The 13,739-nt window shown below is 52.9% G+C and carries 16 protein-coding genes; 6 read left to right on the forward strand and 10 right to left on the reverse strand.

Features of this window, described 5'->3' with window-relative positions; translation table 11 throughout:
- Positions 1–5: 5 nt before the first annotated feature.
- From HII27_RS16030 to HII27_RS16070, 9 genes are all read right to left on the reverse strand, one after another.
- Complete coding sequence (locus HII27_RS16030) at positions 6–218, reverse strand: YdgH/BhsA/McbA-like domain containing protein (RefSeq protein ID WP_185668832.1); 213 nt, start codon at positions 216–218, stop codon at positions 6–8.
- 121 nt (positions 219–339) lie between these two features.
- The gene (locus tag HII27_RS16035) at positions 340–897 is read right to left on the reverse strand and encodes an AAA family ATPase (RefSeq protein ID WP_185668833.1); all 558 of its coding nucleotides are present in this window, start codon (positions 895–897) and stop codon (positions 340–342) included.
- Complete coding sequence (locus HII27_RS16040) at positions 894–1,331, reverse strand: PTS sugar transporter subunit IIA (protein WP_185668834.1); 438 nt, start codon at positions 1,329–1,331, stop codon at positions 894–896. The genes HII27_RS16035 and HII27_RS16040 overlap by 4 nt, the downstream gene beginning before the upstream one ends.
- Positions 1,332–1,340: 9 nt before the next feature.
- Positions 1,341–1,610, reverse strand: a complete 270-nt coding sequence (locus HII27_RS16045) for a hypothetical protein (protein WP_185668835.1) — start codon at positions 1,608–1,610, stop codon at positions 1,341–1,343.
- Positions 1,611–1,669: 59 nt separating this feature from the next.
- Positions 1,670–2,512 (reverse strand): class II fructose-bisphosphate aldolase, encoded by an 843-nt coding sequence (locus HII27_RS16050; RefSeq protein WP_185668836.1) that lies wholly within the window; start codon positions 2,510–2,512, stop codon positions 1,670–1,672.
- Positions 2,499–3,866, reverse strand: a complete 1,368-nt coding sequence (locus HII27_RS16055) for a PTS sugar transporter subunit IIC (RefSeq protein WP_185668837.1) — start codon at positions 3,864–3,866, stop codon at positions 2,499–2,501. The genes HII27_RS16050 and HII27_RS16055 overlap by 14 nt, the downstream gene beginning before the upstream one ends.
- Complete coding sequence (locus tag HII27_RS16060) at positions 3,859–4,173, reverse strand: PTS sugar transporter subunit IIB (protein ID WP_185668838.1); 315 nt, start codon at positions 4,171–4,173, stop codon at positions 3,859–3,861. The genes HII27_RS16055 and HII27_RS16060 overlap by 8 nt, the downstream gene beginning before the upstream one ends.
- A gap of 11 nt (positions 4,174–4,184) precedes the next feature.
- On the reverse strand, positions 4,185–5,165 hold the full coding sequence (locus tag HII27_RS16065; RefSeq protein WP_185668839.1) for a 6-phosphofructokinase: 981 nt from the start codon (positions 5,163–5,165) through the stop codon (positions 4,185–4,187).
- 388 nt (positions 5,166–5,553) lie between these two features.
- The gene (locus tag HII27_RS16070; protein WP_185668840.1) at positions 5,554–5,766 is read right to left on the reverse strand and encodes a YdgH/BhsA/McbA-like domain containing protein; all 213 of its coding nucleotides are present in this window, start codon (positions 5,764–5,766) and stop codon (positions 5,554–5,556) included.
- 129 nt (positions 5,767–5,895) lie between these two features.
- Between HII27_RS16070 and HII27_RS16075 the strand changes: the two genes are divergently transcribed.
- Together HII27_RS16075 and HII27_RS16080 are read left to right on the forward strand one after the other, a co-directional pair.
- Complete coding sequence (locus HII27_RS16075) at positions 5,896–6,417, forward strand: Crp/Fnr family transcriptional regulator (protein ID WP_185668841.1); 522 nt, start codon at positions 5,896–5,898, stop codon at positions 6,415–6,417.
- A gap of 59 nt (positions 6,418–6,476) precedes the next feature.
- A complete protein-coding gene (locus tag HII27_RS16080) occupies positions 6,477–6,986 on the forward strand; it encodes a YgjV family protein (RefSeq protein WP_185668842.1) in 510 nt (169 codons plus the stop codon).
- Here HII27_RS16080 and fdhD read toward each other — a convergent pair.
- The gene (fdhD, locus tag HII27_RS16085; protein ID WP_220439053.1) at positions 6,953–7,702 is read right to left on the reverse strand and encodes a formate dehydrogenase accessory sulfurtransferase FdhD; all 750 of its coding nucleotides are present in this window, start codon (positions 7,700–7,702) and stop codon (positions 6,953–6,955) included. The two genes, HII27_RS16080 and fdhD, sit on opposite strands and share 34 nt — an antisense overlap.
- Positions 7,703–8,206: 504 nt before the next feature.
- Between fdhD and fdnG the strand changes: the two genes are divergently transcribed.
- From fdnG to fdhE, 4 genes are read left to right on the forward strand one after another with little or no spacing between them, the layout of a single operon-like run.
- Entirely contained in the window at positions 8,207–11,257 is a 3,051-nt protein-coding gene (fdnG, locus tag HII27_RS16090) for a formate dehydrogenase-N subunit alpha (RefSeq protein ID WP_185668844.1), read from the forward strand.
- 12 nt (positions 11,258–11,269) lie between these two features.
- The gene (gene fdxH, locus HII27_RS16095) at positions 11,270–12,175 is read left to right on the forward strand and encodes a formate dehydrogenase subunit beta (protein WP_185668845.1); all 906 of its coding nucleotides are present in this window, start codon (positions 11,270–11,272) and stop codon (positions 12,173–12,175) included.
- The gene (fdoI, locus tag HII27_RS16100) at positions 12,172–12,807 is read left to right on the forward strand and encodes a formate dehydrogenase cytochrome b556 subunit (RefSeq protein WP_035892320.1); all 636 of its coding nucleotides are present in this window, start codon (positions 12,172–12,174) and stop codon (positions 12,805–12,807) included. The genes fdxH and fdoI overlap by 4 nt, the downstream gene beginning before the upstream one ends.
- The gene (fdhE, locus tag HII27_RS16105; protein ID WP_185668846.1) at positions 12,804–13,733 is read left to right on the forward strand and encodes a formate dehydrogenase accessory protein FdhE; all 930 of its coding nucleotides are present in this window, start codon (positions 12,804–12,806) and stop codon (positions 13,731–13,733) included. Before fdoI ends, fdhE begins: the two co-directional genes overlap by 4 nt.
- The last annotated feature ends 6 nt before the right edge of the window (positions 13,734–13,739 follow it).

A 13,739-nucleotide genomic window follows, 5' to 3' on the forward strand; every position in this document is an offset into this window, starting at 1 on the left:
TACGCTTATTTATTCAGCTGTGCGGTCATGTGCACGCGGTTACCGGTAAACGCTTCGGTAATTTTATAAGACGATGCGCCTGCAGCCTGTGCCTGAGCGGCGATTTTAGCTTCTGCACCGTCCATTGTGGAGGCCGTTGCGGTCACGGTCTGAGCAGCGAAGGTACCGAAAGAAGCGGCGAGTGCGATAACTGCAACAAAAGTTTTGATGCTTTTCATGATGTAAACCCTTTCACTTAGTTGTTTGGATAAGGCGTTTTGCCTTGATGTGATAAATAATAGCCCTCACATCGTTCAACGAAAAGCGGAAGGATTTGTTGTCATCATTCAAATTAATTGATTAATTTTTCAACTGCATATCGACCCAGTCGCAGACCTCTCCAATATCGGGCTGCACCTGCTGATCGACGCAATACACAGCCCCCAGACGCATCGGTTCGGCCCGCTCGGCCAGCAGCGCCAGTTCGGGTAGATACTCTTCTCCGGGATGACCCGGCAAGCGCTGCGCTAACCGCTGAGCATAGCGCGCCACCGCGACCTCAGGAGAGATCTGGTTCCAGACTTCGATAATCCGCTCAACCCCGGCGTCCTGCACTAATCGCTGCAGCATCTCTTTAGGCTGGAAACCAAACCAGGCATCAATCACCCAGACACAGCCCGCCGGAGACTGTCCCACAATCGACCAGATAGCCTCGTAGGCAGCACAGCCGAGCTGGCGGTTGAAGGGGCGGTCGATATCGGTAAAGCGCGCCATAAAGGGCTCTTTGATTCCGTCGATTGTCAGCAGCGGCAAGCCAAAAGTCTGCGAAAGCTGACGGGCAATGGTGCTCTTTCCAGAGGCGGGTATGCCGTTCACCAGAATGACGGTTTTACAGTTTGGCGTAAGGTCTCTTTTCATAGCAGCGCCACAACCTCCTCTTTCGAGTTTGCTGCCCGCAGTTTGGCCATGCGTTCATCGTTATCCAGCAGCGAGATAATGGCGCGGATCCCCTCTTCAATATGCGCATTACTGTCCTGCGCGCCGAACATAATGACGATATCCGCGGCCTCGCTTTCGGCAAACCGAATCGGTTTCTCTAACAGCACCAGGCTAAAACAGTTCCGCTTCACGCCGCACTCAGGACGCGCATGCGGAATGGCAACCCCTTCGTCAAACACGTAATACGCGCCGTGGTTCAGGGTGTTTTCAATAACGGCCTGGCCGTAATCAGCCGAGATATAGCCGTTTTCAATCAGCGGCGTGGCGGCCAGCTGGATCACCTTCTGCCAGTCCGACTCAGTGACACCAACCTGAATAGCATCGGCTTCTATGAGTAGCTCTTTAATCGTCATACCCACTCCCTAAATGTTACGGCGAATAATGTTGCGTAATTCATCGATACGGATAAACAGAGCGTCAATTTCCTGTCGGTGCGTTTTGCTTTTGGCATATACCGACAATGCCCGGTTATAAATCAGCATTAATGCTTTCTGTATCTCGCCATCACTCGGGTTACCCTGTAATTCACCTTCTAATCGGGATATTTCCACCGCCAGCAGAAGCGACTGTTCATCATAATCTTCCGACGGACTATCTTGCTTTTTCCACAACGTTTTCAATGATTCAAACATAGCGAATCCCCTCCCTGATGAACAACAGGGTAACGAAATATCGAGTAATAAAGAGACGTTTATTTAAATAAAGCGATCTTTTCCATTAATACATGAGTGACGGCATTATTTGCTGGAATTAAAAACTTCCGCACGCTGTCATTCACTTTGCCTTTTTCAAAGGCGGTTTTACATTGATCAACCCACTGCACATTCATTTCTGTGCCGACGTTAACCTTGTTAATGCCCTCAGTCACCGCCAGGCGCATATCCTCATCGCTCACGCCGGTGCCGCCGTGCAACACCAGAGGCACGCCGGTTGCCGCACTAATATCCTTAAGCCGCTGGTGCTGGATTTTTGCCTTGCCGGTATACAGCCCGTGCACCGTCCCCACGGAGACCGCCAGCATATCGACCTGGGTTTCATCGACGAAGCGTTTGGCGTCCTCTACCGTGGTGAAGCAGATATCCTCTACGGCGACGGCTTTGCCGTCTTCAGAGCCACCAATGGCGCCCAGCTCCCCCTCAACCGTAATATTACGCGGGCGCGCCATTTCAACCACGATGCGCGTGTTGCCAATATTCTCCTCCAGGTTGAGATGGGAACCGTCATACATCACCGACGAGAACCCAGCGTTCATTGCCGTTTCAATGGCGCTGATATCCGAGCAGTGATCCAGATGCAGGCAGGTTGGCACATTTTCACTTTCGGCCAGCGAGCTAACGGCATCCACGAGTAAACGATAGCCTAAATATTCCGCCGTCCCGGTGGAGATTTGGATCATTAGCGGGCTGTTACTCTGCTGCGCGGCTTTGAAAAACGCGGGCAGCATTTCAATACAGTGCAAATTAAACGACCCGATGGCTTTAAAATTTCTCTGCTGGGCAATATTAAGAATATCGTTGAAGTTATACAGACTCATGAACGTTTTCCCCTTTCGGCTTAGCTGATTTACCGTTTACAAACCATGCCAGTGCGGCGACAAAGACAATAAACAACGCGACAAATAACCAGTTATTCTGGAAGGCGTGGCCTAATACCAGCCCAGAACTAATCACATCCGAATCGCTGAACGTCACGCCGGTAAAGCCGTAACTTTCAAGCATCGGCACCAGAATGGCGGGCAGGAAGGTGATAAACAGCCCGTGCACCACACCGCCAATCATCGCCCCGCGACGACCGCCCAACGCATTGCCAAATACACCCGCCGTGCCGCCCGCAAAGAAGTTAGTGAGCAGGCCGGGCAGAATCATCGCCAGACCGAACATCGGGAAGACCAGCATGCCGATGATCGAACCGACCGTTGTTGCCAGGAAGCCAACAATCACGGCATTTGGCGCATAAGGGAACAGTACCGGGCAGTCCAGCGCTGGTTTGGCATCAGGGACGATGCGCATTGCAATCCCGCGAAACGCTGGCACCAGTTCATTGAGCAGCAGGCGCACGCCGCTATAGAGAACGAAGACCCCGGCTACAAACTGGATGGACTGCATAAAGGCGTACATCAGGTAGTTAATGCCGTTAGAGAACTGGCCGATATATGCCGGGCCTGCTGCCAATGCCGGAATGAGGTACATCGGCACCATGACCACTGCCATAGCGAGATAGGTGTCCTGCAGAAACTTGAAGTTATCCGGTAATTCAAGATCTTCCGTGGAGCGAGAGCCTTTGCCGACCACTTTAGCGACCGCCGCCTGCACCAGGTAACCAATGGTGCAGAAGTGCCCCAGCGCGACGTCATCTGAGCCGGTGATCCGCCGCACCACCGGTTGCGCCAGCGCGGGCATCAGTACCGCCATTACGCCGCCGAAGATCCCGCCGGTCAAAATCAGCGGCAGCCCCGTCAGCCCGGCTTTATAGCCGATAACGGCACCAATAGTCGCCATCCACAGCAGCGCCTGGCCAGTCAGGAAGATATATTTCAGTGGCGTCAGGCGAGCGATGATGATGTTGACGGCAAAAATCACCAGCAGGGTCAGCGCCACCTCGGAACCCAACTCACGATTAGCTAAACCGGCAATCGCCGCGACATCGGTAATGTAACCCTTCATGCCAAAGCCCTGAGTGAAGATGTCATTCAGGAACGTCAGCGTGGCCACAATGATGTTGATACCGGCCATCATGATTAAAAAACCGAGCAGGGTTTTAAATGTGCCCTCAGCCGTCTTGCCCGGTGATTTTTTCTGTAGGATAAGCCCCAGCATCGCAATAAAGGCGATGAGTATTGAAGCCTGGCCGAGCAAATCTTTGACGATAAACTCAACGACACTATTCATAGTCGGCTACCTGTAAATTACGTTCATTTAAAAACGCGACAATCTTTTGTTCGATCTCATCTTTGTCCGTCAGTTTATTTAAAATCACCACGCGTTTTATCTCTTCTTCGCTGGCATCGGCTGTCAGAATATCGGCAAAGGTTTTTTGCGTCAGAATCATGTCAGATTTAAATGCCCCGGCCTCCGATACCGTGGTGTGTTCAATATGCGCCGGAATTTCCAGTTTTTTTAAAACGGCCTTGGCGGTCATTTCAATAGCAAAGCTTGAGCCGAGGCCGCAGCCACATACGCAGAGAATTTTCAGCATGTAGGGTCTCCTCAAATTATATTGAGTTGTTTGGCAAGTTTATAATAATGTCCGTCGGTATCAACCAGACGTTTTTTCATACTGACTAAATCAATCGGAATAGGTTTATTGCTTGAATTAATAATAACGGCTTTATTTCTCATACCAGATTGAATACAGCGAACCACTTCATTCGCCATAATGGTACCCTGATAAATCTCCTCACAGGTCGGGTCGCCACTGCGTAAACCGTAACCAATGATGGTTTTGCGGATACGCACGCCAATACGCGGTTCGAGTTGTTTTATCATGGTATCTATTGCGCCCTGAAAGCCCGGAGAGTACTCGCGGGTGTAGCCTTCAGAGCACAGAATAACGACGCTATTCTGGCTAGCCAGTTTTTGCTTAATACGCTCTGCCAGAGCGTCCAGAGGGATCTGCGCTTCTGGAATCAGCGCAATATCGGCGTTCGATTTTATCGCCGATTGTAGCGTTAACTCGCCGCAGTAACCGCCCAGAATCTCCGCCATAAAAACGCGCCCGGGAAGTGCCCTGCCGGTATTTCTTAAGCGCGATACCTCTTTGATAATTTGCTCGCAGGCGGTAGAAAAGCCAATGGTGTAGTCGCTGCCATAAACATCATTATCGATCGTCATACCGACGCCAAAGCAGTTAATATCAAATTCGCTGAGCGTATTCAGGAATTGCAGACTGCCATCACCGCCAGCCATAATCAGCACATCAATCCGTAACGACTTTATTTTCTTCGCAATGGTTTCATACTCACTGCGCTGTAAATTTCGCGCTGTACGGCCAGACGTAATAAGTGGAATAGAGGAAATAGAAAAATCCACTAAATCTGACCAGGAGACCTCCCGGTGATTTTTATCTAATAAACCCGGTATGCCACCGTTAAATAGCGTGATCTGTGCACAGGCAAGTCTCGCGACCTGAAAAATAAAATTATTTATTCCAGAGACATCTCCACCGCTAATGACAATACCGATTTTCATCTTCTGCCCTCACCTGTTTCCGTGAAAGCATTTTTCCCTGACTTCAAGACCTCTATTTGCAACGAAGATCACATAATAGCGATAATTTAAGTCAGGCCTAATATTGACACATAATAAAAAACGGTGTTTTTTGTGATTTAAATCTCATTTTTAAAATGAGATCACAACGACATTTACTAATTAAAAACTTTAATTATCAGGAAGTTATTTTATGGGCAAATACCCGTAAATAAACAAATGGTTTTCAGGGTTAGTGACGTTTTTATGAGAGAGCAAAAATGTGAACATCGACACATAATTTTGTCTTAAGAAGGGAGTGATGCGTGGGGATCTTTAGCAGAAACAAAAAAAGCGCCCCTGGGGCGCTCTTTCTACAGGTGCTTTTCGCTTATTTATTCAGCTGTGCGGTCATGTGCACACGGTTACCGGTAAACGCTTCGGTAATTTTATAAGACGATGCGCCTGCAGCCTGTGCCTGAGCGGCGATTTTAGCTTCTGCACCATCCATTGTGGAGGCTGTTGCGGTCACGGTCTGAGCAGCGAAGGTACCGAAAGAAGCGGAGAGTGCGATAACTGCGACAAAAGTTTTGATACTTTTCATGATATAAACCCTTTCACTTGGTTGTTTGGATAAGGCGCGTTGCCTTGATGTGATAAATAGTAGGCCACATTCTCATCAACTAATAGCGGAATGATTTGCATTTATCTTTCAATTTTTTTGAGATAGAAAATGTTATTAAGTCAGGATCTAAAAGGTTTACTGGAGAGTCGAAGAAAACCGCTGTCGGCGGGCGACTGGCTTCTCCATCAGGGGGAGATGCAAAGCTATTTTTACTATTTGCATCATGGTGTTGTTCGCGCGGTTTATCACTCAGACCAGGGCGTGGAGCGGGTAAAAGAGTTCTATTTTTCGGGGGAGTGCTGCTTTTTATATCTCAACTGGTTAACGGCTACCCCTGCTGATTACAGCCTGCAGGCGCTCGCGGCGGGAGAGGTCAGTGAAGTTCCCCTCTCTTTTCTGGATGCCGCCGAAAATCAGGACTGCAAAATGCAGCTTCTCGTTCAGCAACTTATCTACAAAGAAAAAAAGGAGCAGATGCTGTTGCTCAATACCCCTGAGCAACGCTATCGGTATATTCAGAGCCAGTTCCCGGGCTGGGAGTCACAGCTTACGCAACGGGATCTCGCCAGCTATATCGGGATTACGCCAGTCAGTCTTTCGCGCATTCGCCAACGTCTTAACAAAGGTTAACGCCATCGCCGATGGCGTCACTTATTGTTCCGCCATTCATTTGTGCAATGGCGTCCGTTATGACCACATTTCTTGTTTCCCAGATCCTTGCTGGCATCAGTTTTGGGCTGGATATTTCTGCCTTTCACTTTCGTCACCGAACCATGACGCTCACCCTTCTTGCCGGCTCAACCAGCCTGCTGGCGCTCCATTTTTATCTGCTGGAGCAGCCTGTGGCATCCGGGTTGATGACGATTGCGGCTTGCCGCTTTACGGCAGCGATCCTGACGCAGCGTCTATGGGCAATGTGGGTATTTATGGCGGCGTCGTTAATCTGTAGCGCCTGTTTCTGGCAGGGAATGACAAACCTGTTGCCGTTGGCCGGCAGCCTGCTGATGACCTTCGCCTCTTTTCAGGATAAAACCAATAAACTGCGAGGATACACGCTGGGAGGCAGTTTATGCTGGGTGCTAAACAATGTGATTGTCGGTTCGCCGATGGCTATCATCATGGAGATGGCGTTTTCAGGCAGCATTTTGCTGGCTGCCTGGCGTCATTACTCCGTCAATAAGCGCTCTGGGTGGGTATAAATCGTCGCTCTGCCCGGCTTGCAAAAACCCACCAGCGTCAGGTTGCAACGCTCGGCAACTTCCACCGCCAATGTAGTAGCTGCAGAGACCGCAAACAAAATCTCAACGCCACACATGGCTGACTTCTGCACCATTTCATAGCTGGCGCGGCTGGAAACCAGCGCAGCGCCTCGCTGCCAGCGCATGCCTTCTTGCGCACGGTGGCCCAGCAGTTTATCCAGCGCCACGTGGCGGCCCACGTCTTCATGGCCGCCCGCCAGTTCGCCCGACGGCATCACCCAGGCCGCCGCATGGGTGCAGCCCGTTTCACGGCCAACCGGTTGCACATCGTTTAAGTGTCTGAGCGCATGGTCAAGGTGGGCCAGGTCGAAGGTCTGGCTGAAAGGTAGCGGCTGAATAGGCTTACCGATATCGTTAAGCTGTTCAACGCCGCAGACGCCGCACCCGGTACGCCCGGCAAGCGCGCGACGGCGCTCTTTGAGCCCCATAAAGCGACGGCTGGAGAGTTCGATTCTGACTTCCACGCCGTTACAGGCCGGCACCACGTCCATGCCGAAAATTTCACGCGGGTGTTCGATAATGCCCTCAGACAGAGAAAAGCCAATCGCAAATGCTTCGAGGTCTTTCGGCGTCGCCATCATCACGACGTGGGAAATGCCGTTGTAGACCAGCGCAACGGGAACTTCTTCAGCAAGAATATCCTGTGTCGGTTGCATAATTTTTGGCCTTCTGAAGACGGAACGCTCGACCGCGCCAATTAGCTGCAACGAGGGTTCGACTTCATCTTTAACATTAAACACGGCAAGTACTCTGAACGACTTCAACAATAAGGGGCGTCTATTCCATCACAACAGGAGGGAATTGAGGCTTATTATGGATCAACTTTGTGGTGCAATAACGCACAGTGCGCATTTTTTAGCGACATTCTGCTACAAAAAGTCTGTGTAAACTATAGGTACTACCTTGTGGTTATCTTCGTTAATCACCCGCCAAAGTAACGCGATAAACTGAGTTAAATGTGATAAATCTCACGATTCAATGTTAATCCGCGCAAAATCCATTCACCTATCATTAACCGCATTGGAACAAGCCTACCGATATTGTGGTATTCTGAACCAAAGCCCTCCTGGAACTGAGGGCATCTTAGTATTCAGAATCTTCGTCTGACTACGACGGAGAACAACTACAAGCAATGACAATGTCGAAACAAGGAGCGATCCATGCAGGTCAGCAGAAGGCAGTTCTTTAAGATCTGCGCTGGCGGTATGGCAGGAACCACGGCAGCCGCACTGGGCTTTGCCCCAGGCATCGCACTCGCGGAAACACGGCAGTATAAATTGCTGCGCACCCGTGAGACCCGTAACACCTGCACTTACTGCTCTGTCGGTTGTGGGCTTTTAATGTATAGCCTCGGCGACGGCGCAAAAAACGCAAAAGCCTCAATTTTCCACATCGAAGGGGATCCGGATCACCCGGTAAACCGCGGCGCGCTGTGCCCGAAAGGCGCAGGCCTGGTGGACTTTATCCACTCTGAAAGCCGTCTGAAATACCCTGAATACCGCGCTCCTGGCTCCAATAAATGGCAACAAATCAGCTGGGATGAAGCGTTCGACCGCATCGCCAAGCTGATGAAGGCCGACCGCGACGCCAACTTTATCGAGAAAAACGAAGCAGGCACCACCGTTAACCGTTGGTTGACGACCGGTATGCTGTGCGCCTCTGCTTCCAGTAACGAAACCGGCTTCTTAACACAGAAATTCACCCGCGCGCTCGGTATGCTCGCGGTCGACAACCAAGCGCGTGTCTGACACGGACCAACGGTAGCAAGTCTTGCTCCAACATTTGGTCGCGGTGCGATGACCAACCACTGGGTTGACATGAAGAACGCCAACCTCATCGTCGTGATGGGTGGGAACGCGGCAGAAGCGCATCCGGTGGGATTCCGCTGGGCGATGGAAGCCAAGATCCATAATGGCGCGAAGCTGATTGTTATCGACCCCCGCTTTACGCGAACCGCGTCAGTGGCGGATTTCTACGCCCCAATTCGATCCGGTACCGACATTACCTTCCTGTCGGGCGTGATGCTGTACCTGTTGAATAACGAAAAATTCAACCGCGAGTACACCGAAGCCTATACCAACGCCAGCCTTATCGTGCGTGAAGACTTCAGCTTCAACGACGGCCTGTTCAGCGGCTACGACGCCGAAGCGCGTAAGTACGATAAGACCTCCTGGAACTACGAACTGGATGAGAACGGTCACGCGAAACGCGATACCACTCTCACCCATCCGCGCTGCGTCTGGAATCTGCTGAAACAGCATATTTCCCGCTACACGCCGGAAATGGTCGAGAAGATCTGCGGTACGCCAAAAGCCGACTTCCTGAAAGTCTGCGAGTACATCGCAGAGACCAGCGCACACGATAAAACCGCCTCGTTCCTGTATGCACTGGGCTGGACGCAGCACTCCATCGGTTCGCAGAACATCCGTACCATGGCGATGATTCAGCTGCTGCTCGGCAACATGGGTATGGCAGGCGGCGGCGTGAACGCCCTGCGCGGCCACTCCAACATCCAGGGTCTGACCGACCTCGGCCTGCTGTCGACGAGCCTGCCGGGCTACATGACGCTGCCAAACGAGAAGCAGACTGACCTGCAAACCTACCTCACCGCCAACACGCCTAAACCGCTGCTGGATGGTCAGGTGAACTACTGGGGCAACTACCCGAAATTCTTCGTCTCGATGATGAAGACCTTCTACGGCGATAAAGCGACGGCGGAAAATAGCTGGGGCTTTGACTGGCTGCCGAAGTGGGACAAAGGGTACGACGTCCTGCAGTACTTCGAGATGATGAACGAGGGTAAGGTCAACGGTTATCTTTGCCAGGGCTTTAACCCGGTGGCGTCATTCCCGAACAAAAACAAAACCGTCGCGGCGCTTTCTAAACTGAAGTTCCTCGTCACCATTGACCCACTCAACACCGAAACGGCGACCTTCTGGCAAAACCACGGCGAGTCGAACGATGTTGATCCGTCGAAAATCCAGACTGAAGTGTTCCGCCTGCCGTCCACCTGCTTCGCCGAAGAGAACGGTTCTATCGTTAACTCCGGTCGCTGGCTCCAGTGGCACTGGAAAGGCGCGGACGCCCCGGGGGATGCCGTCACCGACGGTGAGATCCTGGCCGGCATCTTCTTACGCCTGCGTAAGATGTACGCCGAAGAGGGCGGCCCAGTACCTGAACAGGTACTGAACATGAGCTGGAACTACTCAACGCCGGATGAGCCTGCGTCTGAGGAAGTGGCGATGGAGAACAACGGTAAGGCGCTGGCCGATATTATCGACCCGGCCACCGGCGCGGTTATCGTGAAGAAAGGCCAACAGCTGAGCTCGTTCGCCCAACTGCGCGATGACGGCACCACCGCCAGCGGTTGCTGGATCTTCGCCGGTAGCTGGACGCCGGACGGCAACCAGATGGCGCGTCGTGATAACGCCGACCCATCCGGCCTTGGCAACACGCTGGGCTGGGCCTGGGCATGGCCGCTGAACCGTCGCATCCTGTATAACCGTGCCTCCGCAGACCCGCAGGGTAACCCGTGGGATCCGAAGCGCCAACTCCTCAAATGGGACGGCGAGAAATGGGGCGGCGTGGATATTCCGGACTACAGCGCCGCAGCACCAGGTAGCAACGTTGGGCCGTTTATCATGCAGCCGGAAGGGATGGGTCGCCTGTTCGCCCTCGATAAGATGGCTGAAGGTCCGTTCCCGGAACACTACGAGCCGTTTGAAACGCCGCTGGGCACCAACCCGCTGCACCCGAACGTCATCTCTAACCCTGCCGCCCGTATCTTTAAAGGTGATAGGGAAGCGTTGGGTAAAGCGGACAAGTTCCCGTACGTCGGTACCACCTACCGTCTGACCGAGCACTTCCACTACTGGACCAAGCATGCGCTGCTTAACGCCATCGCACAGCCGGAACAGTTCGTGGAGATTGGTGAGAAGCTCGCCGATAAGCTCGGCATCGGCCATGGCGATACCGTGAAGGTCTCCTCTAACCGCGGCTATATCAAAGCCAAGGCGGTGGTGACCAAGCGTATCCGCACGCTGAAAGTTGACGGTAAGGATATCGATACCATCGGTATTCCAATCCACTGGGGCTATGAAGGCGTGGCGAAGAAAGGGTTTATTGCGAATACCCTGACTCCGTCCGTCGGCGATGCGAACTCGCAGACGCCGGAATTCAAGTCCTTCCTGGTGAACGTGGAAAAGGTGTAACGGAGACGACCTATGGCTTATCAATCGCAGGACATCATCCGTCGTTCCGCCACTAACGGTTTCACTCCCGCGCCTCGCGCGCGGGATCACCAGGAAGAGGTGGCGAAGCTTATCGACGTGACCACCTGTATCGGCTGTAAAGCCTGTCAGGTGGCCTGTTCAGAGTGGAACGACATCCGTGACGAGATTGGCAGCAACGTCGGGGTGTATGACAACCCGGCGGATTTAACCGCCAAATCCTGGACGGTAATGCGTTTCTCGGAAGTGGAACAGAACGACAAACTAGAGTGGCTCATCCGTAAGGATGGCTGTATGCACTGCGCCGACCCGGGCTGCCTGAAGGCATGCCCGTCAGAAGGGGCTATCATTCAGTATGCCAACGGCATCGTCGACTTCCAGTCAGAGCAGTGCATTGGCTGCGGCTACTGTATTGCTGGCTGCCCGTTCAACGTGCCGCGACTCAACCCGGAAGACAACCGCGTCTACAAATGTACGCTGTGCGTTGACCGCGTGAACGTCGGGCAAGAACCGGCATGCGTGAAAACCTGCCCAACCGGCGCTATCCACTTTGGTTCCAAAGAGGATATGAAAGTGCTGGCGGGCGAGCGCGTGGCCGAACTGAAAACCCGTGGTTACGACAATGCGGGCCTGTACGATCCGGCAGGCGTTGGCGGTACGCACGTGATGTACGTGCTGCACCATGCCGATAAACCGAATCTGTACCACGGTCTGCCGGAGAACCCGGAAATCAGCGCCACCGTGAAGTTCTGGAAAGGCGTCTGGAAACCGCTGGCCGCTATCGGCTTTGCCGCTACGTTCGCCGCGAGCATCTTCCACTACGTCGGGGTCGGTCCGAACCGTGCGGAAGAGGAGGAAGAAGACAATCTGGATGAGAAAGACGATGAGGTGCGCAAATGAAAAAACGTGACACCATCGTGCGCTACACGGCGCCGGAACGCATCAACCACTGGGTCACCGCCTTCTGCTTCATGCTGGCGGCGATAAGCGGGCTGGGATTTTTCTTCCCCTCCTTCAACTGGCTGATGCAAATCATGGGGACTCCGCAACTGGCGCGAATTCTGCACCCGTTTGTCGGGGTCATCATGTTTGCCTCGTTTATCATCATGTTTTTCCGCTACTGGCACCACAATCTAATCAATCGGGATGATATCTTTTGGGCGAAGAATATTCGTAAGATCGTCGTCAACGAGGAAGTAGGTGACACCGGGCGTTATAACTTCGGCCAGAAATGCGTATTCTGGGCGGCGATTATCTTCCTGGTGCTGCTGCTGGTGAGCGGTGTGGTTATCTGGCGTCCGTACTTTGCGCCTGCTTTCTCAATCCCGGTGATCCGATTTGCGCTAATGCTGCATTCATTTGCCGCAGTGGCGTTAATTGTGGTTATCATGGTGCATATCTACGCCGCCCTTTGGGTGAAAGGCACCATTACCGCGATGGTGGAGGGATGGGTTACCAAAACGTGGGCGAAGAAACACCACCCGCGCTGGTACCGTGAAGTCCGCCAGAAACAGGAAAAGTCATCTGAATGAGTATTCGCATAATCCCGCAAGATGAGCTGGGTTCGAGCGAGAAACGTACGGCGGAAGTCATTCCGCCGTTGTTGTTCCCCAGACTCAAGAACCTCTACAACCGCCGCGCCGAACGTCTGCGCGAGCTGGCAGAGAATAATCCGCTGGGTGATTACCTGCGCTTTGCTGCGTTGATCGCCCACGCACAGGAAGTGGTGCTGTACGACCACCCGCTGAAAATGGATCTCACTGCGCGCATCAAAGAAGCGAATGACCAAGGCAAGCCGCCGCTGGATATTCACGTTCTGCCGCGCGACAAGCACTGGCACACGCTGCTGCAATCGATGATTGCCGAGCTGAAGCCAGAGATGAGTGGCCCAGCGCTGGCGGTCATCGAGAATCTGGAGAAAGCCTCCGAGCAGGAGCTGGAGCAGATGGCGAGCGCGCTGTTTGCCTCTGACTTTGCTTCCGTGAGCAGCGATAAAGCGCCGTTTATCTGGGCTGCTCTGTCGCTTTACTGGGCGCAAATGGCCAGTCTGATTCCGGGAAAAGCCCGCGCCGAATACGGCGAACAGCGCCAGTTCTGCCCGGTTTGCGGCTCAATGCCGGTCTCCAGCATGGTGCAAATTGGTACTACTCAGGGGCTGCGCTATCTGCACTGCAACCTGTGTGAAACCGAATGGCACGTGGTGCGCGTGAAGTGCAGCAACTGCGAACAGAGCCGCGACCTGCATTACTGGTCACTGGACAACGAGCAGGCTGCCATCAAAGCCGAAAGCTGCGGTGACTGCGGCACTTACCTGAAGATTCTCTATCAGGAAAAAGACCCGAAAGTCGAAGCGGTTGCCGACGACCTTGCCTCACTGGTACTGGACGCGCGAATGGAGCAGGAAGGGTTCGCCCGCAGCTCGATTAACCCGTTCTTGTTCCCGGGGGAAGGGGAGTAAATTCCC

The sequence above is a fragment of the Kluyvera sichuanensis genome (assembly GCF_014218705.1).
In the GTDB taxonomy this organism is placed as follows: Bacteria; Pseudomonadota; Gammaproteobacteria; order Enterobacterales; family Enterobacteriaceae; genus Kluyvera; species Kluyvera sichuanensis.